This is a genomic window from Bacillus sp. LM 4-2 (genome assembly GCF_000978495.1).
Taxonomy (GTDB): Bacteria; Bacillota; Bacilli; order Bacillales; family Bacillaceae; genus Bacillus; species Bacillus subtilis.
This window is the reverse complement of the sequence record NZ_CP011101.1, coordinates 3,292,736-3,317,429: the sequence shown is the minus strand read 5'-3', so window position 1 is coordinate 3,317,429 and position 24,694 is coordinate 3,292,736. Positions and strand designations below refer to the sequence as shown.

At 45.4% G+C, this 24,694-nt stretch carries 26 protein-coding genes and 1 other RNA gene; 21 read left to right on the top strand and 6 right to left on the bottom strand.

Going from position 1 to position 24,694, the window contains the following annotated elements:
• Nucleotides 1-3: 3 nt before the first annotated feature.
• Both opuBC and opuBD read left to right on the top strand, forming a co-directional pair.
• Nucleotides 4-924 (top strand): choline ABC transporter substrate-binding lipoprotein OpuBC, encoded by a 921-nt coding sequence (gene opuBC, locus bslm_RS16545; RefSeq protein WP_046381340.1) that lies wholly within the window; start codon nt 4-6, stop codon nt 922-924.
• Nucleotides 925-940: 16 nt separating this feature from the next.
• Nucleotides 941-1,621, top strand: coding sequence for a choline ABC transporter permease OpuBD (gene opuBD, locus bslm_RS16540; protein ID WP_003228374.1), 681 nt, complete (start codon nt 941-943; stop codon nt 1,619-1,621).
• A 40-nt stretch (nt 1,622-1,661) separates the two neighbouring features.
• On the opposite strand, the gene bslm_RS16535 is transcribed toward opuBD, so the two are convergent.
• The 4 genes from bslm_RS16535 to rghR all read right to left on the bottom strand — a co-directional run bounded on the left by bslm_RS16535 (nt 1,662) and on the right by rghR (nt 4,764).
• Nucleotides 1,662-3,362, bottom strand: a complete 1,701-nt coding sequence (locus tag bslm_RS16535) for a methyl-accepting chemotaxis protein (RefSeq protein WP_046381339.1) — start codon at nt 3,360-3,362, stop codon at nt 1,662-1,664.
• Nucleotides 3,363-3,489: 127 nt separating this feature from the next.
• Entirely contained in the window at nt 3,490-3,816 is a 327-nt protein-coding gene (gene catR / locus bslm_RS16530) for a catDE operon transcriptional regulator CatR (protein WP_003242888.1), read from the bottom strand.
• Between the two features lie 91 nt (nt 3,817-3,907).
• Entirely contained in the window at nt 3,908-4,327 is a 420-nt protein-coding gene (locus tag bslm_RS16525; protein WP_003228377.1) for a helix-turn-helix domain-containing protein, read from the bottom strand.
• Between the two features lie 29 nt (nt 4,328-4,356).
• A complete protein-coding gene (rghR, locus tag bslm_RS16520; protein WP_003220034.1) occupies nt 4,357-4,764 on the bottom strand; it encodes a transcriptional repressor RghR in 408 nt (135 codons plus the stop codon).
• 151 nt (nt 4,765-4,915) lie between these two features.
• Here rghR and bslm_RS16515 point away from each other — a divergent pair, with 151 nt between their 5' ends.
• A complete protein-coding gene (locus bslm_RS16515) occupies nt 4,916-5,149 on the top strand; it encodes a helix-turn-helix domain-containing protein (protein WP_009968172.1) in 234 nt (77 codons plus the stop codon).
• Nucleotides 5,150-5,188: 39 nt separating this feature from the next.
• On the opposite strand, the gene bslm_RS16510 is transcribed toward bslm_RS16515, so the two are convergent.
• Complete coding sequence (locus bslm_RS16510; protein WP_003228381.1) at nt 5,189-5,959, bottom strand: alpha/beta fold hydrolase; 771 nt, start codon at nt 5,957-5,959, stop codon at nt 5,189-5,191.
• A gap of 148 nt (nt 5,960-6,107) precedes the next feature.
• Here bslm_RS16510 and secG point away from each other — a divergent pair, with 148 nt between their 5' ends.
• The 11 genes from secG to azoRB all read left to right on the top strand — a co-directional run bounded on the left by secG (nt 6,108) and on the right by azoRB (nt 15,992).
• Nucleotides 6,108-6,338 carry a preprotein translocase subunit SecG gene (gene secG / locus bslm_RS16505; protein WP_003220028.1) on the top strand — a complete coding sequence of 77 codons (231 nt, stop codon included), beginning with the start codon at nt 6,108-6,110 and terminating at the stop codon, nt 6,336-6,338.
• A gap of 131 nt (nt 6,339-6,469) precedes the next feature.
• Nucleotides 6,470-7,210 (top strand): alpha/beta hydrolase, encoded by a 741-nt coding sequence (locus bslm_RS16500; protein WP_003242610.1) that lies wholly within the window; start codon nt 6,470-6,472, stop codon nt 7,208-7,210.
• A gap of 18 nt (nt 7,211-7,228) precedes the next feature.
• Complete coding sequence (rnr, locus tag bslm_RS16495; protein WP_003228386.1) at nt 7,229-9,568, top strand: ribonuclease R; 2,340 nt, start codon at nt 7,229-7,231, stop codon at nt 9,566-9,568.
• Between the two features lie 144 nt (nt 9,569-9,712).
• Nucleotides 9,713-10,183, top strand: coding sequence for an SsrA-binding protein (gene smpB, locus bslm_RS16490; RefSeq protein ID WP_003220025.1), 471 nt, complete (start codon nt 9,713-9,715; stop codon nt 10,181-10,183).
• Between the two features lie 176 nt (nt 10,184-10,359).
• Nucleotides 10,360-10,722: a transfer-messenger RNA gene (gene ssrA, locus bslm_RS21080) on the top strand.
• 182 nt (nt 10,723-10,904) lie between these two features.
• Nucleotides 10,905-11,699, top strand: coding sequence for an SDR family NAD(P)-dependent oxidoreductase (locus bslm_RS16485; protein WP_003228388.1), 795 nt, complete (start codon nt 10,905-10,907; stop codon nt 11,697-11,699).
• Between the two features lie 110 nt (nt 11,700-11,809).
• A complete protein-coding gene (locus bslm_RS16480; RefSeq protein ID WP_003243160.1) occupies nt 11,810-12,382 on the top strand; it encodes a TetR/AcrR family transcriptional regulator in 573 nt (190 codons plus the stop codon).
• Entirely contained in the window at nt 12,379-12,738 is a 360-nt protein-coding gene (locus tag bslm_RS16475; protein ID WP_003228392.1) for a DMT family transporter, read from the top strand. Before bslm_RS16480 ends, bslm_RS16475 begins: the two co-directional genes overlap by 4 nt.
• Entirely contained in the window at nt 12,735-13,136 is a 402-nt protein-coding gene (locus bslm_RS16470) for a YvaD family protein (protein WP_017695155.1), read from the top strand. The genes bslm_RS16475 and bslm_RS16470 overlap by 4 nt, the downstream gene beginning before the upstream one ends.
• Before the next feature lie 166 nt (nt 13,137-13,302).
• Nucleotides 13,303-15,219 (top strand): FUSC family protein, encoded by a 1,917-nt coding sequence (locus bslm_RS16465; protein WP_046381338.1) that lies wholly within the window; start codon nt 13,303-13,305, stop codon nt 15,217-15,219.
• A gap of 137 nt (nt 15,220-15,356) precedes the next feature.
• Nucleotides 15,357-15,992 (top strand): FMN-dependent NADH-azoreductase AzoRB, encoded by a 636-nt coding sequence (gene azoRB / locus bslm_RS16460; RefSeq protein ID WP_003243587.1) that lies wholly within the window; start codon nt 15,357-15,359, stop codon nt 15,990-15,992.
• A gap of 36 nt (nt 15,993-16,028) precedes the next feature.
• Here azoRB and iolW read toward each other — a convergent pair whose 3' ends face one another.
• Entirely contained in the window at nt 16,029-17,105 is a 1,077-nt protein-coding gene (gene iolW, locus bslm_RS16455; protein WP_046381337.1) for a scyllo-inositol 2-dehydrogenase, read from the bottom strand.
• 126 nt (nt 17,106-17,231) lie between these two features.
• On the opposite strand from iolW, the gene csoR reads away from it, so the two are divergent.
• The 7 genes from csoR to bslm_RS16420 all read left to right on the top strand — a co-directional run bounded on the left by csoR (nt 17,232) and on the right by bslm_RS16420 (nt 24,588).
• Nucleotides 17,232-17,537 (top strand): copper-sensing transcriptional repressor CsoR, encoded by a 306-nt coding sequence (csoR, locus tag bslm_RS16450; protein WP_003228404.1) that lies wholly within the window; start codon nt 17,232-17,234, stop codon nt 17,535-17,537.
• 74 nt (nt 17,538-17,611) lie between these two features.
• The gene (gene copZ / locus bslm_RS16445; protein WP_003244260.1) at nt 17,612-17,821 is read left to right on the top strand and encodes a copper chaperone CopZ; all 210 of its coding nucleotides are present in this window, start codon (nt 17,612-17,614) and stop codon (nt 17,819-17,821) included.
• 83 nt (nt 17,822-17,904) lie between these two features.
• Nucleotides 17,905-20,316, top strand: a complete 2,412-nt coding sequence (copA, locus tag bslm_RS16440) for a copper-exporting P-type ATPase CopA (protein ID WP_046381336.1) — start codon at nt 17,905-17,907, stop codon at nt 20,314-20,316.
• Nucleotides 20,317-20,475: 159 nt separating this feature from the next.
• Nucleotides 20,476-22,584, top strand: a complete 2,109-nt coding sequence (locus tag bslm_RS16435; RefSeq protein WP_128484064.1) for a heavy metal translocating P-type ATPase — start codon at nt 20,476-20,478, stop codon at nt 22,582-22,584.
• Between the two features lie 119 nt (nt 22,585-22,703).
• Nucleotides 22,704-23,372, top strand: coding sequence for a disulfide bond formation protein BdbD (gene bdbD / locus bslm_RS16430; RefSeq protein WP_046381334.1), 669 nt, complete (start codon nt 22,704-22,706; stop codon nt 23,370-23,372).
• A 4-nt stretch (nt 23,373-23,376) separates the two neighbouring features.
• On the top strand, nt 23,377-23,793 hold the full coding sequence (locus bslm_RS16425) for a disulfide oxidoreductase (RefSeq protein WP_046381333.1): 417 nt from the start codon (nt 23,377-23,379) through the stop codon (nt 23,791-23,793).
• Nucleotides 23,794-23,979: 186 nt separating this feature from the next.
• Nucleotides 23,980-24,588 carry a trimeric intracellular cation channel family protein gene (locus bslm_RS16420; RefSeq protein WP_003219999.1) on the top strand — a complete coding sequence of 203 codons (609 nt, stop codon included), beginning with the start codon at nt 23,980-23,982 and terminating at the stop codon, nt 24,586-24,588.
• Nucleotides 24,589-24,694: the final 106 nt, after the last annotated feature.

Here is a 24,694-nt window from a genome sequence, read left to right as displayed (position 1 = left end):
CTCATGAAAAGAAAATATCTCAAATTAATGATAGGTTTAGCACTTGTGGCAACGCTGACGCTGAGCGACTGTTCGCTTCCTGGTCTCAGCGCTGCTGCAGACCAGACCATTAAAATCGGCGCGCAAAGCATGAGCGAATCAGAAATCATCGCCAGCATGCTTGGCCAGTTGATCGAACACCATACTGATCTCAAAACAACAACGATTAAAAATCTTGGCTCCAACGCGGTGCAGCAGCAGGCTTTAATGAATGATGAAATCGACATTGCGGCCACAAGATATACGGGAGACGCGCTGACAGGCACGCTGAGAATGGAACCTGAAAAAGATCCGGACAAAGCGCTGGCGCTTACTCAGCGGGAGTTTAAAAAAAGATATGATTTAAAGTGGTATGACTCCTACGGGTTTGATAATACATATGCCTTTACAGTCAGTAAGGAGCTGGCCGACCAATACCATTTAGAGACCGTATCAGACGTTAAAAAATGGGCGCCGCAATTAAAGCTGGGCGTTGATAACTATTGGATGAAGCTCAAAGGAAACGGCTATCAGGATTTTACGAAAACCTACGGCATGACATTCGGCGGCACGTATCCGATGCAGATCGGCCTTGTGTACGACGCGGTGAAAAGCGGAAAAATGGACATTGTGCTTGCGTATTCAACCGATGGAAGAATCAAGTCCTATGGTCTCAAAATGCTAAAGGATGATAAACAATTTTTCCCGCCGTACGACTGTTCTCCGGTTGTTCCGGAAAAGGTGCTCAAAGAACATCCTGAGCTTGAAGGCATCATCAAGAAAATGCTCGGAAAAATCGACACAGCCACGATGCAGGAGCTTAACTATGAAGTCGACGGCAATCTCAAAGAACCGTCTGTCGTTGCCAAGGAATATTTAGAAAAACATCACTACTTCGAATCGTGAAAGGGGGAAGAGGTCAATGAACGTGCTTGAACAGTTAATGACGTATTACGCGCAGAATGGCAGTTACGTCATGGATGAATTCGGCCGCCACTTTCTCATGTCGGCTTACGGCGTATTGTTTGCCGCTGTCGTCGGGGTTCCGGCCGGAATCCTCATCGCGCATTTTCGCCGTTTGTCAGCCTGGGTGTTTGCCGTAACAAACGTTATTCAAACAATCCCGGCGCTCGCTATGCTGGCCGTCTTAATGCTTGTTATGGGGCTCGGCGCAAATACCGTGATTCTATCATTATTTCTGTATTCCCTGCTGCCGATTATTCGAAACACGTACACAGGCATTATCAGTATTGAACATGCCTACTTAGAATCGGGTAAAGCAATGGGCATGACGAAATTCCAAGTGCTCAGAATGGTTGAGCTCCCGCTCGCACTTTCTGTCATTATGGCGGGCCTTCGCACGGCTCTCGTCATTGCCATCGGAATTACAGCGATCGGCACATTTGTCGGTGCCGGAGGCCTCGGGGATATGATCGTCCGCGGCTCAAACGCAACAAACGGAACTGCGATTATTCTAGCCGGAGCGATACCAACTGCGGTGATGGCGGTAGGGGCGGATTTGCTCATGGCCTGGCTGGAGCGGGCATTAAGTCCGGTGAAGAAAAAAAGAACCGGGGCGAAACACGTTCAATCAGCTGCATAGAATAGAAAAAGAGGCTGGACTCCAGCCTCTTTTTTCTATATTAAATTGTAAACTGATCCATCTTTGCATTAAGCTCCTTAGCCAGCTGCTCCAACTCCTCAGCATTTTGAAGCACTTGATCCATCGAATGGGCGGATTGCTCGGTAATTGAAAATGTTTCTTCAATGCCGGCGGCAGACTCTTCGGATACAGAAGCGATATTTTCAATCGATTGATTGATGGTAATCGATTGGTTTGTTAACTGCTTCAGGCCATCCGTTACTTCCTTAATGCTGTCTGCAACATGGGTGACGGATTGTTTGATATGCTGCATAGCCTGTCCGGTGTCTGTCAGGTTTTCCGTTCCTTTTTCGACTTCTGTAAAGCTGCTTTCCAAGTACTTAATAACGGAGTGGATTTCCTGCTGTGTCCCGTTTACAATCCGGGTAATGTCCTGCACAGAATCAGAAACGCCGTCAGCCAGCTTTCTGACCTCCTCTGCCACAACGGCGAAGCCTTTGCCGCTTTCTCCTGCGCGGGCAGCTTCAATCGCGGCGTTAAGGGACAGCAAATTCGTTTGCTCGGCAATTCCGTTGATGACTTGAACGAGCTTGTTGATATCCTGAGAATGCTGTTCCAGTGATCTCACTTTATGCACGGCTTCTTCAACAATATGATGGATGGTTTTCATTTGCTGTAATGACGTAGCCATATTTTCGTTTCCGCTTACTGCGAGTTCGAGAACGTTTTGAGACGTATCGCTGATGGTGATGCCGTGATTATAGGCTTTATCAATGTTTTCAGTGAACTCATTCATCGATTCGGCAATCGTCACCGCGTCTTGGGCCTGCTGTTCAGAGCCCTCAGCCATTTCGTTCATCGTTTCAGTAATATGTTTGCTGCCGGATCTTGTTTCATTCGTTGCGGTTGCAAGCACCTGCGAAGAAGAAAGAACCCGGCTTGATATGTCTTTAGAATATCCGACAATATCTCTCAGATTCCCTACCATTTTTTGCAGCGCTTCATTCAGATCACCCAGCTCGTCTTTTGAGTTGAGCGGCTCCATATCGTTCGACAGATCGCCTTCGGCAATATGATTGGCAGATTCCTTCATGCGAATGATAGGCTTTACAATGTTTCGCGTGATATAAAGCCAGATGAAAATGCTGATGAGGGTCGAAGCTGCCACAAGCAAAGTAGTGTAAATGAGCCCTTTATGATAGACGGCCTTCGTTTCTTTTACCGCTGTGTTGCTGCCTTCTTGATTTAAGTCAACAAGCTGAGTGATTGTTTTTTTCATATCCTCAAAGCTGGCCTCAGTCTGAACCAATAAACCTCTTGCTTTGTCCATGTCATTTGTGCGGCCGCTTTCGATAATTTGCGCATGAATATCCATATAGGTGTTCACTTCAGTTTGAAGCTGCTCGAACAGTTTCTGCTCTTTATCAGTGGAGATCGTTTTTTCGTAGTTATCGAGCTTTTGGTTAATGTCTTCCATGATTTGATTCATTTCTTGATCAAGTATATCCATTTTGCTTTTGTCTGTATAAATCAGAAAGTCCTTTTCTTTAGAAGACAGGTGCTCGGTTACATAATTAATTGAAGTGATTCCTTTGATGCCGTCAATCCATTTTGTGTTGATTTCATCTGTTTTTTGAATGATATGCTGCATATTAAGAACGCCTATTCCGCCTACAAGTAAATTGATCAGGATCAGTGTCAAAAATACCAGGCTGAATTTGCGGGAAATCGTCAGTCGCATATAGTGGTCTCCTTTAAAAATGTAATGTGTGGATGTACTATATATCGGCTGAGAAATCGTTTTTTCACCTGGGAAAAAATAAAAAACGGCTCTTTTCTCGTCTTTGAGATCAGAACCGTTTTAGCAATTAGTCAAGAAAGGAAGGGTCAATCCATTCAGTCGCCCATTTAGAAATTTCACCTAATATGGGTGCTAGTGCCTTTCCTTTATCAGTCAATGAATATTCGATGCGAACCGGAGTTTCAGGGATGACATCCCGCTTCACTACTCCTTCAAGCTCAAGTTCTTTCAGCCGTTCTGACAGAACTCTGCCGCTTAGATTTGGAAGTGCTGCTTCAATTTCGCTAAATCGCTGAGACCCGTTCAAGAGCTGAAATACGATTAAAGCGACCCAGCGTTTACTTAAGATGTCGACTGCTTTTTCAAATCTAGGACACATTTCTGATTGGTTCATACTTTTCACCTCGTCTGTCACTATTATAACGCAAATAACGAGGGAGGGCATGCAAGCGTGATTGATAAAATATAGAAAGAGAAACAGGGGATTATGAGGAAGAGGCGCGTTTTTTTGCTTCTGAAGACAAAAAATCGAAGTATTTGCTGAGATTTTCAATATCCTGCTTTGAGAGATGTTCCCATTTTTGACTATTGAAAATCGGGAGGTGCTCCGCTCCGCGTGTGACAGCCGTCTGGTAAATTTCATAAACGGATTGATAGCCTTCAGATGCTTCGCGGATTTCTTCAGGAAAGGCCTGAATATGGCCTGCGGCGGCCATTAGGTTTTCGTACGGCACTTTCAGGACGGCTGCCAGTTTTTTAATCGTGGCGGGTTTTGGCGTCCCGCGTTTGCCGTTTTCAATTTTTGAAATGGTGGCCGAGCTGATGCCTGAGTACACCGCAAGCTGATTCACTGTCAGTTTGCGGGCGCGGCGCAGCTCCCGTAATTGCTGTCCGAACGGTGACATGGTCTATCGCCTCACATTTCTATCAAGAGTCAGTCATCAGCAGACCGTTTTTTCGCTTCATCTGAAATAAACGAAAAATAATGATCCAGCATGAGCAAATCTTCTTTATTGAGATATTGCCACTTTTCGTTCTCAAGAAGCGCAAGGTTTTTCAGGTCATAGGCCTCCGCTTTTTCAAGCAGCTTGCACTTCGTTTCATAAGGGGCCCTGGCTTCATGCACTTCTTCGATGTAACCAGCCTTGTACATAAGCCCCTCATAAGGAATTTTTAAGGCCTCTGCCAGTTTTTTGATGGTGGCAGGTTTGGGAACGCCCCGTTTTCCGTTTTCGATTCTGGAGATGCCGGCCGCGCTTACGCCTGAATAAGTCGCCAGCTGGTTGACTGTTAACTTTCTCTCTTCACGCAATGCCCGTAATTGTTCGCCAAAGCTTTCCATATATCTCACCCCGTCCCTCACTGTTACTCATATTTTAGTATGTTTATTGACTAAAGGGAATAGGTAGACTGGAAATGTATTGACAAAAGTTAACATAAGCCGTAATGTAAAAGTATAGAAAAAAGTTTTTCAGGAATGGAAGGTGAGGAAAGTGCCAGTAGAAAAGATACAGATTAGACGTGATTATGTCTTGCAGTATATGGTTAATAACGATTATTCCCTTAATCAGCTTGCGCTGGAAATCGGAGTCTCACCCGCCACACTGAGCCGCGTGCTGAATGGAGAAAGAAGGCCGGGGCAGCTTGTGATTGGTAAAATGCTTCACTATTTTAATTTGAAATTTGAGGATCTTTTTTACTATGATTTCGTTGACAAAAGTCAATAAAGTAACAAAAAACGCAAGGAAGCCAAGCGTTTTCTATTCCTATGAATGATGTGTCAGCACAAACCCTGTCACCAGCTCATTGCACGTTTTCCATTGTTTTGTCGGCAATTGATGTCCCTGATATTCCAATCTGAAAAATTCGGCATGTCTGCACGATCTTCGGTAATAGCCTGCGTTTGTAAAGGTCCAGTCCCGCAGGCCGCCATACATAAACAGCATTGGCATTTCTAGGCGGGGCAGCTGTTCAATGCAGTTGTAGCCAAGCGAATCCAGATAATACTGATGCCAATGGGCCTGGTCTGCTTTTTTCATATGGTCTGTTAATATGCTGCGAAGCTGTCTGTCTTTTGTGTGGCTGCCAGCGAGGATTTTCATGAGCAAACCGGGGTTTTTTTCAAGCAGATACATTCCCAGTTTGTGCAGCTTCTGGCCGATTACGTTATGAACAGCGGGGTAGGCGCCGGACAGAATAAGGTGTGACACTTTGTCCGGGCGGGTGAAGCCGATATGCTGCGCGATTAAGCCTCCGGCAGAATACCCGAATAACACAGCTTTATCAATGTGCAAAGCGTCCATGAATTGCGCGATCTCGTTTGCGTAATAGGAAATAGACGCTGGCTGATCGATGTGATCACTATCACCGTGGCCACTTAAATCCGGAAAAATCACCCTGAAATGCTTGGATAGAAGGCGCTGATAATAAAAAACCTTTCGTCCCATGCCCGGCGGGTGGATAAAAATGATAGGGATTCCCTGTCCATATTCTTCATAAAAAAGATGTTTCCTGCTGTCTATGCTGATAAGCGGCATCGCTTTTCTCCTTTGACCTTTTCATATGAATAGGGTAACCAAGATAAAACGTCTTATCCGGCCTTTTGGCGTCTGATACAGCGTGACATGCCAACCCTTTTCATGTAAAATAGAAGTAATGTAGCCAGTGAGTCTGGAGGTGTATGGGATGCACGCAGTTTTGATTACCTTATTGGTTATCGTCAGCATTGCACTTATTATTGTCGTTTTGCTTCAATCCAGTAAAAGTGCCGGATTATCTGGTGCGATTTCAGGCGGAGCGGAGCAGCTCTTCGGGAAACAAAAAGCAAGAGGTCTTGATTTAATTTTGCACCGCATTACGGTAGTGCTGGCAGTCTTGTTTTTCGTGTTAACGATTGCGCTTGCTTATATCCTATAGGGCAATGTTTGTATAAGGTCTGATGTGAAGTCAGGCCTTTTTCACGTTTCTGGATGATATTCAAAACGTTTTTTTCTGATTAAACTGTGGAAAACTAAAATGATCGTGCAGATAGAAAGGGAGACATGAGCATGAAAGTTGTGACACCAAAACCATTTACATTTAAAGGCGGAGACAAAGCGGTGCTTTTGCTGCATGGCTTTACAGGAAATACAGCGGATGTAAGGATGCTGGGACGATATTTGAATGAACGCGGCTATACGTGCCACGCGCCTCAATATGAAGGACATGGCGTCCCGCCTGAAGAACTTGTACATACGGGGCCCGAAGACTGGTGGAAAAACGTAATGGATGGCTATGAATATTTAAAATCTGAAGGTTATGAGAGCATTGCTGCCTGCGGACTGTCGCTTGGCGGGGTTTTTTCGCTGAAATTGGGTTACACTGTACCCATAAAGGGAATTGTCCCAATGTGCGCACCGATGCATATTAAGAGTGAAGAGGTCATGTATCAAGGCGTTCTTTCATACGCTCGCAATTACAAAAAGTTTGAGGGGAAAAGCCCGGAGCAAATTGAAGAGGAAATGAAAGAATTCGAAAAAACGCCGATGAATACCCTCAAGGCGCTGCAAGACTTAATTGCTGATGTGCGGAATAATGTCGATATGATTTATTCACCGACATTTGTGGTGCAGGCCCGTCATGACCACATGATTAATACCGAAAGCGCCAATATTATTTACAACGAAGTGGAAACTGATGATAAACAGCTGAAATGGTACGAGGAATCAGGGCATGTCATTACACTCGACAAAGAACGTGACCTCGTCCATCAGGATGTGTATGAATTTTTAGAGAAGCTCGATTGGTAATCAACAGGAGGTCGGATAATGGAAAAAGAAGCATTTATGGAAAAGCTTCTCTCGTTTATGAAGGAAGAGGCGTACAAACCTCTGACCGTTCAGGAACTTGAGGAGATGTTAAATATTACGGAAGCCGAGGAGTTTAAAGAGCTCGTCAAAGCGTTAGTCGCCTTGGAAGAAAAAGGGCTTATCGTACGGACGAGAAGCGACCGCTACGGCATTCCGGAGAAGATGAATTTAATAAAAGGAAAGATTTCAGCCCATGCGAAAGGATTCGCCTTTTTGCTGCCTGAGGATACGTCGTTAAGTGATGTGTTTATTCCGCCTAATGAGCTAAATACGGCAATGAACGGCGATATCGTCATGGTGCGTCTGAACTCACAATCAAGCGGCTCCAGGCAGGAAGGAACCGTCATACGGATTTTAGAAAGAGCGATTCAGCGGGTTGTCGGCACGTATACAGAAACGAGAAACTTCGGCTTTGTCATTCCGGACGACAAAAAAATCACGAGTGACATCTTCATTCCGAAAAATGGGAAAAATGGAGCTGCGGAAGGGCATAAGGTTGTTGTCAAGCTGACGAGCTATCCTGAAGGCCGCATGAACGCAGAGGGTGAGGTTGAAACCATTCTCGGCCACAAAAACGACCCGGGCATTGATATTTTATCGGTCATTCATAAGCACGGCCTGCCGGGAGAATTTCCAGCTGACGCGATGGAACAGGCATCAAGTACGCCTGACACGATTGATGAAAAAGATCTGAAAGACCGCCGTGATCTCCGTGACCAGGTGATTGTCACCATTGATGGTGCGGATGCGAAGGATTTGGATGATGCAGTTACCGTGACGAAGCTTGATGATGGAAGCTACAAGCTTGGCGTTCACATAGCTGATGTCAGCCATTACGTAACCGAAAACTCGCCGATTGACAAAGAAGCGCTTGAAAGAGGGACAAGTGTGTATCTGGTTGACCGTGTCATCCCGATGATTCCGCACAGATTGTCAAACGGCATCTGCTCCTTAAATCCAAAGGTTGACCGCCTGACGCTTTCTTGTGAAATGACAATTAACAGTCAGGGACAGGTGACAGAGCACGAGATCTTCCAAAGTGTCATCAAAACAACGGAAAGAATGACATATTCAGATGTGAATAAAATTCTTGTTGATGATGATGAAGAGCTGAAACAAAAATACGAGCCTCTTGTTCCGATGTTCAAAGACATGGAGCGTCTGGCTCAAATTCTGCGCGATAAGCGGATGGACCGCGGCGCCGTTGACTTTGATTTCAAAGAAGCAAAGGTGCTTGTTGATGACGAAGGAGCGGTTAAAGACGTTGTGATCAGAGAACGCTCTGTCGCCGAGAAGCTGATTGAAGAATTTATGCTTGTAGCAAACGAAACAGTTGCGGAGCATTTCCATTGGATGAATGTCCCGTTTATATACCGGATTCACGAAGAGCCGAATGCTGAAAAGCTGCAAAAGTTTTTAGAATTTGTGACGACATTTGGCTATGTGGTGAAAGGAACGGCGGGGAATATTCATCCGCGCGCGCTGCAAAGCATTCTGGACGCTGTGCGTGACAGACCAGAGGAAACGGTTATATCTACTGTTATGCTCCGTTCGATGAAACAGGCGAAATACGACCCGCAAAGCTTGGGGCACTTCGGTCTGTCAACGGAATTCTATACGCATTTCACATCACCGATCCGCCGTTACCCGGACTTAATCGTTCACCGTCTGATCCGAACGTATTTGATCAACGGCAAGGTCGATGAAGCGACACAGGAAAAGTGGGCTGAACGCCTGCCGGATATCGCCGAACATACATCATCTATGGAGCGCCGTGCAGTTGACGCCGAGCGTGAGACGGATGATCTGAAAAAAGCGGAATACATGCTTGATAAAATCGGTGAAGAGTTTGACGGCATGATCAGCTCTGTGACAAACTTCGGAATGTTCGTCGAGCTGCCGAATACAATTGAAGGACTCGTCCATGTCAGCTTTATGACAGATGACTACTACCGCTTTGACGAACAGCATTTCGCAATGATTGGCGAGCGGACAGGCAACGTCTTCCGCATCGGGGATGAAATCACAGTCAAGGTTGTCGATGTCAATAAAGATGAGCGCAATATCGACTTTGAAATTGTCGGCATGAAAGGCACTCCGCGGCGTCCGAGAGAATTGGACAGCAGCCGGAGCAGAAAACGCGGAAAGCCTGCCAGAAAACGTGTTCAAAGCACCAATACACCTGTTTCTCCAGCTCCGTCTGAGGAAAAAGGGGAGTGGTTCACTAAGCCGAAGAAGAAAAAGAAAAAACGCGGCTTCCAGAATGCTCCGAAACAGAAACGGAAAAAGAAGAAATAGCAGCTCAACCAGCAAATAGGGCCGCAGCGCTCTATTTGCTTTCTTTCGGAAACAGCTTTTCATTGTAGCGGTACGTGACATTTGGTAAAATAGAGCGTATCGCAAAAGGTGGACAGTTTTTCCTTAGAGAGAGGAGGTTCTGGCATGCCAAAAGGGTCAGGAAAAGTATTATCTCAAAATAAGAAAGCCAACCACGATTATTTTATAGAAGAAACCTATGAAACAGGCATCGTTCTGCAAGGAACCGAAATCAAATCGATTCGCGCCGGCCGCGTAAACCTTAAGGATTCCTTCGCCAAAATCGAACGGGGAGAAGTGTTTCTCCACAATATGCACGTCAGCCCATATGAGCAGGGAAACCGCTATAACCACGATCCGCTCCGGACAAGAAAGCTGTTAATGCACCGCAAGGAGATTAATAAGCTGATCGGGTTAACAAAGGAAAAAGGCTATTCTCTCGTTCCGCTGAAGCTGTATTTAAAAAACGGCTTTGCCAAAGTGCTTCTCGGCCTTGGAAAAGGGAAGAAGAACTATGACAAACGGGAAGATCTGAAGCGCAAGGACGCGAAGCGGGAAATCGAAAGAGCGTTCAGAGACAGTCAAAAAGGCTTCTAAAGGCATAGTGCTTGATTCGAAAATCAGGCCTGTGCTATACTGTGTTCACGATCAGATCACGACGCCATTCATTTGAAGGATTTGACAATTGAAAAGAGCCGTGATCATGTTATAATAAGACTATAGCCAGTTTGAGTGAGAGCTTGATATTTTCTCCCGTATTTCCCTTATACCAAGGGGACGTTACGGATTCGACAGGGATGGATCGAGCTTGAGCTGCGAGCCGAGAGGCGATCTCGTAAACACGCACTTAAATATAACTGGCAAAACTAACAGTTTTAACCAAAACGTAGCATTAGCTGCCTAATAAGCGCAGCGAGCTCTTCCTGACATTGCCTATGTGTCTGTGAAGAGCACATCCAAGTAGGCTACGCTTGCGTTCCCGTCTGAGAACGTAAGAAGAGATGAACAGACTAGCTCTCGGAAGGCCCGCCCGCAGGCAAGAAGATGAGTGAAACCATAAATATGCAGGCTACGCTCGTAGACGCTTAAGTAATCGATGTTTCTGGACGTGGGTTCGACTCCCACCGTCTCCATACATACTGACAATAAAGCAGAACCTCTTAAGAGGTTCTGCTTTATTTTTTCTCCAAACCACAGGCACCAAAAAGTGCGTACTTCCATTTCAATCCCAGCTGTTTCATACTGATTGCAGAGCAGATGTTTCACCAATCAGATTTCTGTCAATAAATAAGAGGAATCAAAAACGGAGGGATGAATAATGAAGCTGAATTTACAAGGAAAAACCGCACTGGTGACCGGTTCGACATCAGGGATCGGAAAAGCTATTGCCTCTTCGTTAGCTGAAGAAGGTGCGGCAGTGATCATTAACGGACGCCGGGAAGAGAAAGTGAATCAAACGATAGATGAACTGAAAACACAACATGCTGAAGCGGTTCTTTATCCGGCTGCATTTGATTTGGGAACAGAAGAAGGCTGCAATGAGCTGTTTCAGGCATATCCAGAGGTTGATATTTTGGTCAACAATTTAGGGATTTTTGAACCGGCGGAGTACTTTGATATTCCCGACGATGAATGGTTTCGTTTTTTTGAAGTGAATATTATGAGCGGTGTAAGGCTGACACGCAGGTATTTGCATAACATGATAGAGAAAAAAGAAGGGCGTGTGATTTTCATTGCCAGTGAAGCGGCGATTATGCCGTCACAGGAAATGGCCCATTACAGTGCGACAAAAACGATGCAGCTGTCCATTTCCCGCAGTTTGGCGGAGCTGGCAACCGGCACGAATGTCACAGTCAACACCGTCATGCCGGGCTCTACCTTAACAGAGGGTGTGGAAACCATGCTGAACTCGCTGTATCCTGGTGAAAACCTGACTGTTCAAGAAGCTGAGGCACGTTTTATGAAAGAAAACCGGCCGACATCTATTATTCAAAGACTGATCCGTCCGGAAGAAATCGCCCACTTCGTTACATTTTTAAGCAGTCCGCTTTCCTCTGCGATCAATGGCGCGGCACTTCGGGCGGACGGCGGTTTGGTCCGCAGTGTCTTTTAAACCTCTCCCAATAGGAGAGGTTTTTTTATATATTGTTGATTTCCATAAATTTCTGCCGTATAATATTGGTACCGAAATAGTTTTCTTGGTACCGAAAGCGGGGGATTAATATGGATAAAAGAATTCTGGCGGAAACCTTCCGGCTGATCAAGCAGAAAGGATTTTCATTTACGATGAATGATTTGGCGGCAGCGCTGGGAACGAGCAAGCGGACGCTCTATGCATATTATTCATCTAAAGATCAGCTTGTTGAGGCGGTTGTCGAACAATTTATAGCTGAAATGAAGCAAATAGAAAGAGACATCTATGAAAATGAAAGTTTAAATGTGCTCGAAAAGGTGAAACAAATGCTGATCAGCCTTCCGCAGGGGATGGAACTGCTGAACATGGGATTATTAAATGAACTAAAGAAATACCATTACGATGCGTGGCTTACATTAGACGCGTTTATTAAGGAAGAATGGGCGATTGTCCTAGCATTATTAAATGAGTGCAAACAGCAAAAGAGAATCAGAAACATCAATCCGGACCTGTTTGTTCACATGTATATAGGGAGCATCAATCAAGTGTATGACCCTGAATATCCGCTGAAACATCAGTTCACGACAGGAGAGGTACTTGAATCAATTGTAGATGTTTTGTTTAACGGTATAACAGCTGATGAGGAGGCTGATGCCACATGAATTGGGTGTTTCTATGCTTGGCGATTTTGTTTGAGGTTGCGGGAACTGTCAGCATGAAGCTATCGTCTGGTTTTACAAAGCTTATTCCCAGTTTGCTGTTGATTTTCTTTTATGGAGGGAGTCTTTTCTTTCTGACGCTTACGCTTAAATCCATTGATGTATCAGTTGCTTATGCTGTATGGTCAGGGATGGGAATTGTCTTGATTACAGTCGTTGGTTTTTTGTTTTTTCAAGAACATGTGAGTGTCATGAAAGTCATTTCAATTGGATTGATTATTGCCGGTGTTGTGTCTTTAAACCTGATCGAGCATGCTGCGGTGTCTGAGCCGGTACATAAAAGCGGGCAGTACAAATGAGATATATGAAGCTGTTTTTTCTCGTGACTGATATCGGTTTTATCTTGTACTGGCTGTCAGCCGGGTTTTCGCTCATACCGGAAAGCTGGGCTTTTAAACATCATGACCATCCGTTTATGATCGCTTGGAACTGGTCTTTTTTTCCGCTGGATATCCTGATTTCTGTCACAGGGTTGTACAGCTTGTACCTACAGCGGGTGAATCGTGCTGACTGGAAGCTGATGGCGCTGATTTCTCTTGTGCTGACCTGTTGTTCAGGTCTGCAGGCGCTATCATTCTGGACATTCAGCAGGGACTTTGATCTTGTGTGGTGGCTGTTTAATGGGTATCTATTGATTTATCCTTTATTTTTTATTCACCTGCTCTTAAAGGAAGGCAGAAGGACAAAACAGTCCTGACAGGTGCCGCTTTTATGATAATAAACTGATGTCATGCAAGCAGAGACGGTATAAGTCTCTGTTTTTTTATCGGGCGCACCAATTGAGAAGCTAACCGCGTTTTTGGGCATACTAAAGCGAAGAAACGGGAAAAGTTCTACACATTCATTGAAAAGGATTTTGTCAAATGAACAAAACTGCTGCGAACAATCAAAGAATCATGCCTATCGTGAAGGATGCCTTTCGCATTCATGCAAATCCATTTCCTTGGAAAAAGGCTATCGGATCAGGTTTCGCTTCAGGGTTTCCTGTGCTGGTCGGTGCATTGGCAGGTCACACGGATTACGGATTAATTGCAAGTATCGGAGGCTTTGTTTATTTATATGCGGGCGGTGAATCGTACAAAAAGCGCGCCTTGAAGCTGCTCTTGGTTTCTATTGGGATCGCCCTCTCATTTGGTTTAGGGACACTTTTGTCCGGGATGCTTTGGATGATGGCGGCTGTTTTGGGGCTGATCGGTGCAGCGGCGATGTTTATTTTTAGCGCGCTCGGCATTCAAGGCCCTGCGCCGATGTTTTTTGTCCTTGCCTTTTTAGTCAGTTCCGGGCTGCCGGCCGATCCTTCACAAGCGCTGTTCAGAGCGGGACTGACGTTTCTCGGCGGCATTTTCGCCATGGGTATCGCTTTAATCGGCTGGTTATGGAACAAACATGGACCGGAGGGAGCGGTGCTGCAAAAAACATATCATCAGCTGGCTGCATGTCTTTCAGCCGTCGGAACGCCAGGTTTTCATCATGCGCAGCATCAGACGGTGCTCATGCTCAGAACAGCCCGCCAAACCGTTCTGGGGAAAGGGAACGGACGGAAAAAATCGCGGCATGATGAACGATTTTTCCGCCTCCTTGAAAAAGCTGACGACATATTCATTGCCATTATTCATTTTTCAGCTGAAACGCCGGACAGAGAGACCGCGCAGATTGAAAAGGCACTTCGCCAAACCGGAGATATGCTTGCGCATGCACGGGTTTCCGGTACGTTTCAGATTAATGAGAACGAATCTGAGCCTAGGCGGAAGCTGTTTGAAGAAATCAATGAGGTTTTGCATATCGCTTCAGGACGTTTTGATAAGCAGCTTGACGGGGAACCGAGCCGCCTGCCATCCTCTTTTTACTTTTTGAGAAATGCTTTTGACTGGAAGTCTCCAGTTTTGATTAGAGCGTTAAAGTACGGAATTGTTCTGTTTGCCGCCGATATGTTTGCCCTCGCATTCGGTTTTGCACGTTCCTATTGGATTCCGCTTTCGGCAGCAGCGGTCATGCTTGGCACTACTGTTGTTTTTACGCTTCACAGGGCTATTCAGCGTTCGGCCGGAACGGTAATCGGTGTTATGCTGGCAGGCGCAATCCTGTTTTTTAAGCCGGGCGGTGTTTATATTGCGTTTTGTATTGCAGCGCTGCAATGTCTTCTTGAGATGCTGATCGTCCGCAATTATGCGCTGGCTGTTCCCTTTTTAACCGCAAATGCGCTTGTTATCACAGAAAGTATGCATGGCGGCGCGGGTGCCGGTTATTTTATGATAGCGAGGCTGACTGATGTAGCTGTCGGCAGCGTGATCGGGCTGTTGGGAACAATACTTTTGTGGCGGCGGTTTTCAACGAAGCGACTGCCTGAACTGATGAGGAACGTCATCCGGCTGGAAGGGCAGTTTATGGAGAAACTGTTAACCGGGCAGAATGCCGACGAACACAAGTTAAGGGTGAGCCTTGTCAGGCTTCGGGATGCGTATGACAAGGCCCTTGGAGAGTTTCCTCATGCGAATGCGGAGGCGCTCTGGCCTGCCATTTCCGGTGCTCAGCACTTAGGGTACTATTTGCTCTCGGCGCAAGCTCACCGCCGTCCGCCTGCTCCGTTTTCTGATGAAGAGATCAACCAGCTGCGGGCGTTTTTTGAACAGGCTGAGCAATCCTTTATAGTGAAAAGGATGCCTGCGGATATTCAAGTGCCGCATGTCCCTCATTATCCTCGAATCAGTAAAGAACTGTCCGCGCTGTATTCCGGCTTGAGAACAGCTTTTGAAAAGAAAGCTGTTTGGAAAGTTAAATAATCTTTAATTCGAGATGTTTTACTTGAAAGTAAATTTCTTTGTCTCTATAATAAAGTCTAAGAGAGACAGAATAATCATTATGCATCTGTATGATAATAATTGATGTGTGATTTTTAAAAACGAAAGGGCTGGTAAAAATGGCAAAAGTATTATATATCACTGCTCATCCGCATGACGAAGCAACTTCGTACAGTATGGCAACAGGTAAAGCATTTATCGAGTCTTACAAAGAAGCGAATCCAAATGATGAAGTTGTACATATCGATTTGTACAAAGAAAATATCCCGCACATTGACGCAGATGTATTTAGCGGATGGGGAAAGCTTCAGTCAGGTACAGGCTTTGAAGAGCTTTCTGAAAGCGAAAAAGCGAAAGTAGGCCGTTTGGGAGAGCTTAGCGATCAATTTGCATCAGCTGATAAGTACGTATTTGTTACTCCTTTATGGAACTTCTCATTCCCGCCAGTGATGAAAGCGTATCTCGATTCTGTTGCTGTTGCAGGAAAATCATTCAAATACACAGAACAAGGTCCTGTCGGCTTATTAACTGATAAAAAAGCAATTCATATCCAAGCGCGCGGCGGCTACTATTCAGAAGGCCCTGCGGCCGAGATGGAAATGGGGCACCGCTACATCGGCATCATGATGAACTTCTTCGGCGTACCATCCTTCGATGGCATTTTCGTAGAGGGACATAATGCGGAGCCTGATAAAGCACAGCAAATCAAAGAAGACGCGATTGCGCGTGCGAAAGAAGCAGGAAAAACATTCTAATGAAAAAGCCTCCCCTTATTTGGGGAGGCTTTTGTTTTATTGCTCCAGCATAATGGTTCGTTTCTCTTTACTGCTTTTCATCGCGGCTTCAATGATGCGGATGACATTAATACCTTCCTCAGCAGTGACTGGCAGCGCAGCACCTTCTCGTATGCTTTCCGCTATTTTACGGTAATAAGTAAGGTAGGAGCCATTTACTGATGGAATCGTTTCTGTTTTTTTGTCGGAGCCACGAATGGTTGTAAGCTTTCCGTAAAACTCCGGATCATCCGCACCCCAGCTGTCATCCTCTGGTTTTCTTCCCGCTCTGAGTGCGTCTTCCTGTCCGTCAATTCCATATTTGATAAAGCTAGAATCTTTTCCATGGATTTGATAACGAGGTCCGTTTGCCGGAACGATTGATCCTCCGTATAGAATGGCTTGAAGCTTGCCATAATCCAGGGTTAAATGAAAATAGTCAACCGTTTCAGCATTTTCCCGCTGGGCTATCACGTTTGCAGTCACGGCTTTAGGCATCCCAAACAAATGCAGGGTTTGGTCTATGATGTGGGAGCCGAGATCATACAGCGTACCAGTGGCAGTGCCTTCTTTTTCCCGCCACCGCGCTTGAACTTCAGGTCTGTAGCGGTCATAGGAAACTTGATATGTATTGATATCTTCAAGAGATCCCTCAGAGATCAGCTTTTTAATCGTTAAAAAGTCGTTATCCCAGCGTCGGTTATGATATACGCTTAATAATACGCCTTTTTCATCGGCAGCCCTTTTTAATGTTTCCCCCTCTTCGGCTGTTGCTGTCATTGGTTTTTCCATCACAACATGTTTTCCGGCCTGTATGCATGCCATAGCATGCTCGTAATGAAGGCCGCTCGGGGTGGTGACAATGACAAGCTCAATGGCAGGGTCATTTGTGATTTCCTCAAGCTCATGTACAACCTCAGCATCTGGAAAATCCCGTTTCACTTCTTCTGTCCGAGATGTCATGATTTTGCTGATTTGATATTCATCCAGAACATCCAGCAGCGGCCCGTGAAAAACAGAACCGGACAATCCGTATCCTAATATTCCAACCTTGATCGTGTCCACTTTTCTTCTCCCCTTTAAAAGCGTTATCAACAGAAGTATATACCCTCCTGATCAAATGGTAAAACCTAACTGATTCATTTTTGCGTCGGCATGCTTAGACAACCGTTTGGACAATCAGTATAATGGGAATTAATATCATTAAACAGAGGTGTACGCATGGAAAAGCATAACGAACATAAAACATTAAACCATAAAAGCTCGAAAGAAAAGGATCAGATTACAAACCGGCTTAAGCGGATTGAGGGCCAGGTCAGAGGCATTCAAAACATGGTGGAAAACGACAGATATTGTGTAGATATTCTTGTGCAAATTTCAGCTGTTCAGGCGGCAATGAAAAATGTGGCGCTTCATTTGCTTGAGGATCATGCCCATCATTGTGTAGCAGATGCCATCAAAAGCGGAGACGGGGAACAGGCCATTTCTGAGCTTTTGGACGTATTTAAAAAGTTCACAAAATCATAAAGCGTTTTTTTATTGTAATACCCTACGGGGGTATGGTAGGATGAAAATAGAAAGAATAAACAGGAGGAATTGATATGGAACAAAAAACATTGCAAGTTGAAGGAATGTCTTGTCAGCACTGCGTCAAAGCAGTAGAAACAAGCGTAGGAGAACTGGACGGCGTCAGTGCCGTTCATGTCAATCTGGAAGCGGGTAAAGTCGATGTTTCGTTTGATGCTGACAAAGTATCAGTCAAAGATATTGCGGATGCGATAGAAGATCAGGGCTATGATGTAGCCAAGTGATTCAAGGTATCGCGCCTTTAGGGAGGCGCGATATTTCTTTCATTTTTATATACCCCCCAGGTGTATATAAAGGAGTGAGTATGTTGAGTGAACAAAAGGAAATCGCGATGCAGGTCTCTGGTATGACCTGTGCGGCATGTGCTGCCAGAATTGAAAAAGGCCTGAAGCGGATGCCCGGTGTCACGGATGCAAATGTTAATCTGGCAACGGAAACATCAAATGTAATCTACGATCCTGCTGAAACAGGGACTGCAGCGATTCAGGAAAAAATAGAGAAGCTGGGCTATCAAGTCGTTACAGAAAAAGCTGAATTCGATATTGAGGGCATGACCTGTGCGGCTTGCGCCAATCGGATTGAAAAACGGCTTAACAAAATAGAAGGCGTCGCAAATGCTCCAGTAAACTTCGCTTTAGAAACAGTTACGGTCGAATACAATCCAAAAGAAGCGTCTGTCAGCGATTTGAAAGAAGCGGTAGATAAGCTTGGATATAAGCTAAAGTTGAAGGGGGAACAGGACAGTGAGGCTGCTGCTGCTAAAAAGAAAGAAGAACGGAAGCAAACGGCGAGACTGATTTTTTCAGCTGTCCTGTCATTTCCATTGCTTTGGGCGATGGTGAGCCATTTTACATTTACATCATTCATTTGGGTACCGGATATATTTCTCAATCCGTGGATGCAATTTGCGCTGGCGACACCAGTCCAATTTCTGATCGGCTGGCCGTTTTATGTGGGTGCTTATAAGGCGCTCAGAAATAAAAGCGCCAATATGGATGTATTGGTCGCCCTCGGTACGACGGCTGCTTACGCTTATAGTCTTTATCTAACTTTTCAAAGCATTGGCTCTCACGGGCATACAGACGGCCTTTATTATGAAACAAGCGCGATTTTGCTGACGCTGATTTTATTAGGCAAGTTGTTTGAAACAAAAGCAAAAGGCCGTTCCTCGGATGCGATTAAAAAGCTGATGAAGCTTCAAGCGAAAACAGCTACTGTTGTAAGAGACGGACAGGAGCAAATCATCCCGATCGACGAAGTGCTTGTTAATGACATTGTTTACGTCAAACCTGGCGAACGAATTCCTGTCGACGGAGAAGTGGTTGAAGGCCGTTCAGCGGTTGACGAATCGATGATTACAGGAGAAAGTCTTCCTGTTGACAAAAATCCTGGTGACAGCGTGACAGGTTCAACCGTTAACGCAAACGGCTTTCTGAAAATTAAAGCTGTCAACGTCGGAAAGGATACTGCGCTTTCTCATATCATCAAAATTGTTGAGGAAGCACAAGGGTCAAAAGCGCCGATCCAGCGTCTCGCTGACCAGATTTCAGGCATTTTTGTGCCCATTGTATTGGGGATTGCCGTTCTCACTTTTCTCATTTGGTATCTTTGGGCGGCTCCTGGCGATTTTGCCGAAGCGATCAGCAAGTTCATTGCGGTTCTTGTCATTGCCTGTCCTTGCGCCCTCGGTCTTGCCACTCCGACGAGCATAATGGCTGGATCTGGACGCGCTGCTGAATTCGGGATTTTATTTAAAGGCGGCGAGCATTTAGAAAAAACACATCGTCTCGATACCATTGTTCTTGATAAAACCGGAACCGTGACAAACGGGAAGCCGCGTCTGACGGATGCCATTCCATTCGGCCGTTTTGAAGAAAAAGATTTGCTTCAATTTGCAGCGGCAGCCGAAACGGGATCAGAGCATCCGCTTGGCGAAGCGATTATTGCTGGCGTGAAAGATAAAGGGCTTGAGATACCGAAGCTAACCCGTTTTGAAGCAAAAGTCGGCGCAGGCATTTTGGCTGAAGCCGGAGGAAAAAGCATTCTCGTCGGCACAAGAAAATTAATGGAGAGCGAACAGGTTGAGCATGGGGCTCTTCTCGCCCAAATGGAAGAGCTAGAGGCCGAAGGGAAAACAGTTATGCTTGTATCCATTGATGGAGAAGCAGCGGGGCTAGTAGCAGTTGCAGATACGATTAAGGATACGTCGCGGAAGGCTGTTGCCCGTCTGAAAGAGTTGGGTCTTGATGTCATCATGATGACAGGAGACAATCGCAGAACCGCAGAAGCCATTGCGAAGGAAGCGGGAATTGCGAATATCATTGCGGAAGTCCTTCCTGAACAAAAAGCGGCGGAAATCGCCCGCTTGCAAAAAGAAGGCCGCCAGACAGCAATGGTAGGCGACGGAATTAACGATGCGCCGGCGCTTGCCACAGCTGACATCGGCATGGCGATTGGAACTGGCACGGACATTGCCATGGAAACAGCAGACATTACACTGATTCGCGGCGATCTAAACAGCATTGCAGACGCAATCCGCATGAGTAGATTGACAATGAAAAACATTAAACAAAACTTATTCTGGGCGCTTGGCTATAACAGCCTCGGCATCCCAATCGCAGCACTTGGATTTTTAGCACCGTGGATAGCAGGAGCAGCAATGGCATTCAGCTCCGTTTCCGTTGTTCTGAATGCTCTTCGCCTGCAAAAAGTAAAATGAAAAACCGGCTATATGCCGGTTTTTGTTTTTCATTGACACTTTCTTGGAAAACAACATATAATAGGTGTAACTTATATATGAGTATATGCTCATATATGTAAAGTAAATAGAATACTCATTGATACGCTTTGAAAAGGGAACCCTAAATCGGAAGGTAAGGTGAGACTAGTGAAACAGGAATACGTTCTGGACGGTTTGGATTGCAGCAATTGTGCCCAAAAAATCGAAAATGGAGTCAAAGGCATAAAAGGCATTGACGGATGCGCGGTAAATTTTGCGGCAAGCACCTTAACTGTCTCAGCCGATGGGAAAGAAGAGCAATGGGTCACGAATAAAGTAGAGAAAAAAGTGAAATCAATTGATCCGCATGTAACGGTTCGCCAAAAGCATATAAAGAAATCAGCTGATGATGGCTATCGTAATCGAATGGTCAATATGCTGATCAGAATGGCGGCGGCTGTCATTCTCGGCGCAGCGGCATATTTGGTTCATTCGGGAACCATTGAATTTTTCCTTTTCCTCGGTGCTTATTTAATCATCGGCGGTGACATTATGATCCGCGCAGTTAAAAATATCATCCGCGGTCAGGTGTTTGATGAGCATTTCTTAATGGCTCTTGCTACAATCGGCGCCTTTCTGATTCAGCAATACCCTGAGGGCGTCGCCGTTATGCTGTTTTATCAAATCGGTGAGCTTTTTCAAGGAGCCGCGGTCAGCCGTTCCAGAAAATCAATTAGTGCGTTAATGGACATACGGCCTGATTACGCCAATCTCAAAACAAAGAACGGCATTGAACAGGTTTCCCCGGAGGACGTTCAGACAGGAGACATCATTGTGGTTAATCCGGGAGAAAGCATACCCCTGGACGGTAAGGTCGTGCAAGGGTCAGCGATGGTTGATACATCTGCGTTGACAGGTGAGTCCGTTCCGAGAAAAACTCAGGAAGGACAAGATGTAATGTCAGGCTTTATCAATCAAAACGGCGTTCTGCATATTGAAGTCACAAAGGGCTATCAGGAATCAGCAGTATCAAAAATATTAGACTTGGTTCAGAATGCGAGCAGCCGTAAAGCCCGGACAGAAAACTTTATCACGAAGTTTGCCAAGTATTATACACCTGCTGTTGTGATCATCGCGGTATTGCTGGCCTTTGTTCCGCCGCTTGTTCTTTCTGGCGCCGCGCTTTCCGATTGGGTGTACCGCGCGCTTATCTTTTTAGTGATTTCTTGTCCTTGTGCGCTTGTTGTCTCTATTCCGCTCGGTTTCTTCGGCGGAATCGGAGCGGCCTCAAAGGCCGGAGTGCTTGTAAAGGGAAGCAATTATTTAGAAGCCTTGAATCAAGTCAAATACGCGGTGTTTGATAAAACGGGAACACTAACAAAAGGCAGCTTTGAAGTGACAGAAATCAAACCCGCGGAAGGTTTTACAAAGGATAGATTACTTCAAGCGGCGGCATACGCTGAGCTTCATTCACAGCATCCGATTGCTGAATCTGTGCGTAAAGCTTACGGGAAAATGCTTTCCTCCGATGAGATTGAGTCATACGAAGAAATCTCTGGCCACGGCATTTTTGCAAAGGTAAATGGAACTGAGATCCTTGCTGGGAATAAAAAGCTCATGGAAAGAGAACAAATTGAGGATGTCCCGGATGAAAATGCTGGAACAATCGTACACGTTGCTGTTGATCAACGCTATGCCGGAGCAATCATCATAGCGGATGAGATAAAGGAAGACGCAGCACAGGCGGTTGCTGATCTGAAGTCGCTTGGGATCAAACAGACAGCTATGCTGACGGGTGATTCGAAACAAACGGGAGAAGCCGTCGGAAAACAGCTTGGGATTGGTGAGGTATATGCAGAGCTGCTGCCGGAAGATAAAGTCGCGCAGGTCGAAGCATTAGAAGCTAAGCTTTTGCCTAATGAAAAACTCATTTTTGTCGGTGACGGTATCAATGATACGCCGGTGCTTGCCCGCGCAGATATAGGGATCGCGATGGGAGGCCTTGGCTCAGATGCCGCAGTAGAAGCCGCAGACATCGTGCTAATGACAGATCAGCCGTCAAAAATTGCGGAAGCGATTCGGATTGCGAAACGGACACGGCGTATCGTGTGGCAAAACATCGGATTTGCTTTAGGTGTGAAAGCGATCTTTCTCATTCTTGGTGCATTTGGAATTGCGACCATGTGGGAAGCGGTTTTCTCAGATGTCGGCGTTACACTGCTTGCTGTGGCGAACGCCATGCGCGTCATGCGTCTCAAAAACAAATAAATTGTCGGAGAGAATTCATTTTTTCGGGGTTTTCTTATCAGCGCTTGTCTTGTTAAAATAAAGAAGTGGGTCAATTGCGATCCGCTTCTTTTTTAATTTTAAAACGATGAGGTGTCGGAGTGAAAAAGAAACAGCAGTCTTCTGCGAAATTCGCGGTCATCCTTACGGTTGTGGTTGTTGTATTGCTAGCAGCCATTGTCATCATTAATAACAAAACGGAACAAGGCAATGATGCGGTTTCCGGACAGCCGTCTATCAAAGGGCAGCCTGTGCTTGGCAAGGACGATGCACCGGTAACTGTAGTAGAATTCGGAGATTACAAATGTCCGTCTTGCAAGGTGTTTAACAGTGACATCTTTCCAAAAATACAAAAAGACTTTATTGATAAGGGCGATGTGAAATTTTCTTTCGTGAACGTCATGTTCCATGGAAAAGGTTCAAGATTAGCGGCTCTTGCATCTGAAGAAGTATGGAAGGAAGACCCTGACTCTTTCTGGGATTTCCATGAAAAGCTGTTCGAAAAACAGCCGGATACGGAACAGGAATGGGTAACCCCAGGCCTCCTTGGTGATCTTGCAAAAAACACCACAAAGATAAAACCTGAGACACTCAAGGAAAATCTTGATAAGGAAACATTCGCTTCTCAAGTGGAAAAGGATTCTGACCTTAATCAAAAAATGAACATACAGGCAACACCGACGATTTACGTCAATGATAAAGTGATCAAAAATTTTGCGGATTATGATGAAATCAAAGAGACAATAGAAAAAGAGCTGAAAGGGAAGTAACGATATGAAAAATAGAATCGTATTTTTATATGCTTCCTGGGTTGTGGCTCTTATCGCTATGCTGGGCAGCCTGTATTTCAGTGAAATCAGAAAGTTTATTCCATGTGAACTGTGTTGGTACCAGCGTATCCTCATGTATCCGCTCGTCCTGATTTTAGGCATCGCCACCTTTCAAGGGGACATACGAGTGAAAAAATATGTGCTCCCGATGGCGATTATAGGGGCATTCATTTCGACTATGCATTACTTAGAGCAAAAAGTGCCCGGTTTTAGCGGCATTAAGCCGTGTGTAAGCGGCGTGCCGTGCTCGGGCCAATATATTAACTGGTTTGGTTTTATTACGATTCCATTCCTGGCCCTGATTGCTTTTATCCTGATTATCATTTTTATGTGCCTGCTGAAAGGCGAAAAATCTGAATAACAAAAAAAGCGCCCGCGTATGCCGGGCGCTTTTTTAATTTCGCAAACTCATGTCCATCAGCAATAGCCGTATTCCCTCTAAATTTATCTTTTTTTCTCATAAAAATGTTATTGATTTTACGCTGGAGCGATTATAAAATCTAGAGGTCGTCAGAAAATTTAACAAACATAAAAGGGAGTCATCAGAATGGCTTGGGAGCTGCTCAGTGTGATTGGCATCATTGCGTTTGCAGTCAGCGGCGCAATTGTTGCGATGGAAGAGGAATATGATATTTTAGGAGTTTATATATTAGGGATTGTCACAGCTTTTGGAGGAGGAGCGATCCGCAATTTGCTGATCGGTGTTCCGGTGTCAGCGCTATGGGAGCAGGGAGCGTACTTTCAAATCGCGCTTTTATCTATTACAATTGTGTTTCTGTTTCCGAAGCTGCTGCTGAAGCATTGGAATAAGTGGGGCAATTTATCAGATGCGATCGGCCTCGCTGCCTTTGCTATCCAAGGCGCACTGTATGCTGTCAAAATGGGCCATCCGCTTAGTGCCGTGATCGTAGCTGCGGTGCTGACGGGAAGCGGGGGCGGAATCATCCGTGACCTTCTTGCCGGGCGCAAACCGCTTGTACTGAAGGCGGAAATTTATGCGGTCTGGGCGGCTCTCGGCGGTTTAATCGTCGGCTTGGGCTGGCTGGGGAACTCGTTTGGCTTGTACGTTCTGTTTTTCGTGCTCGTTGTTTGCCGGGTTTGTTCCTATATGTTTAATTGGAAGCTGCCAAACCGTTCTTTTCGCTTAGATAATTAATAGCAAAAAAACCGATTTCGAAGTGAAATCGGTTTTTTTCTGCATAATATAAATAACCCAAACCTTGATTGGTATTGGGTGAATGTGCTATTATAAATTGTATTTG

What these genes read in the sequence shown, in the direction of transcription:
- opuBC (WP_046381340.1), top strand. Translation starts at nt 4, where the DNA reads ATGAAAAGAAAATATCTCAAATTAATGATAGGTTTAGCACTTGTGGCA.
- opuBD (WP_003228374.1), top strand. Translation starts at nt 941, where the DNA reads ATGAACGTGCTTGAACAGTTAATGACGTATTACGCGCAGAATGGCAGT.
- bslm_RS16535 (WP_046381339.1), bottom strand. Translation starts at nt 3,362, where the DNA reads ATGCGACTGACGATTTCCCGCAAATTCAGCCTGGTATTTTTGACACTG.
- catR (WP_003242888.1), bottom strand. Translation starts at nt 3,816, where the DNA reads ATGAACCAATCAGAAATGTGTCCTAGATTTGAAAAAGCAGTCGACATC.
- bslm_RS16525 (WP_003228377.1), bottom strand. Translation starts at nt 4,327, where the DNA reads ATGTCACCGTTCGGACAGCAATTACGGGAGCTGCGCCGCGCCCGCAAA.
- rghR (WP_003220034.1), bottom strand. Translation starts at nt 4,764, where the DNA reads ATGGAAAGCTTTGGCGAACAATTACGGGCATTGCGTGAAGAGAGAAAG.
- bslm_RS16510 (WP_003228381.1), bottom strand. Translation starts at nt 5,959, where the DNA reads ATGCCGCTTATCAGCATAGACAGCAGGAAACATCTTTTTTATGAAGAA.
- secG (WP_003220028.1), top strand. Translation starts at nt 6,108, where the DNA reads ATGCACGCAGTTTTGATTACCTTATTGGTTATCGTCAGCATTGCACTT.
- bslm_RS16500 (WP_003242610.1), top strand. Translation starts at nt 6,470, where the DNA reads ATGAAAGTTGTGACACCAAAACCATTTACATTTAAAGGCGGAGACAAA.
- rnr (WP_003228386.1), top strand. Translation starts at nt 7,229, where the DNA reads ATGGAAAAAGAAGCATTTATGGAAAAGCTTCTCTCGTTTATGAAGGAA.
- smpB (WP_003220025.1), top strand. Translation starts at nt 9,713, where the DNA reads ATGCCAAAAGGGTCAGGAAAAGTATTATCTCAAAATAAGAAAGCCAAC.
- bslm_RS16485 (WP_003228388.1), top strand. Translation starts at nt 10,905, where the DNA reads ATGAAGCTGAATTTACAAGGAAAAACCGCACTGGTGACCGGTTCGACA.
- bslm_RS16480 (WP_003243160.1), top strand. Translation starts at nt 11,810, where the DNA reads ATGGATAAAAGAATTCTGGCGGAAACCTTCCGGCTGATCAAGCAGAAA.
- bslm_RS16475 (WP_003228392.1), top strand. Translation starts at nt 12,379, where the DNA reads ATGAATTGGGTGTTTCTATGCTTGGCGATTTTGTTTGAGGTTGCGGGA.
- bslm_RS16470 (WP_017695155.1), top strand. Translation starts at nt 12,735, where the DNA reads ATGAGATATATGAAGCTGTTTTTTCTCGTGACTGATATCGGTTTTATC.
- bslm_RS16465 (WP_046381338.1), top strand. Translation starts at nt 13,303, where the DNA reads ATGAACAAAACTGCTGCGAACAATCAAAGAATCATGCCTATCGTGAAG.
- azoRB (WP_003243587.1), top strand. Translation starts at nt 15,357, where the DNA reads ATGGCAAAAGTATTATATATCACTGCTCATCCGCATGACGAAGCAACT.
- csoR (WP_003228404.1), top strand. Translation starts at nt 17,232, where the DNA reads ATGGAAAAGCATAACGAACATAAAACATTAAACCATAAAAGCTCGAAA.
- copZ (WP_003244260.1), top strand. Translation starts at nt 17,612, where the DNA reads ATGGAACAAAAAACATTGCAAGTTGAAGGAATGTCTTGTCAGCACTGC.
- bslm_RS16425 (WP_046381333.1), top strand. Translation starts at nt 23,377, where the DNA reads ATGAAAAATAGAATCGTATTTTTATATGCTTCCTGGGTTGTGGCTCTT.
- bslm_RS16420 (WP_003219999.1), top strand. Translation starts at nt 23,980, where the DNA reads ATGGCTTGGGAGCTGCTCAGTGTGATTGGCATCATTGCGTTTGCAGTC.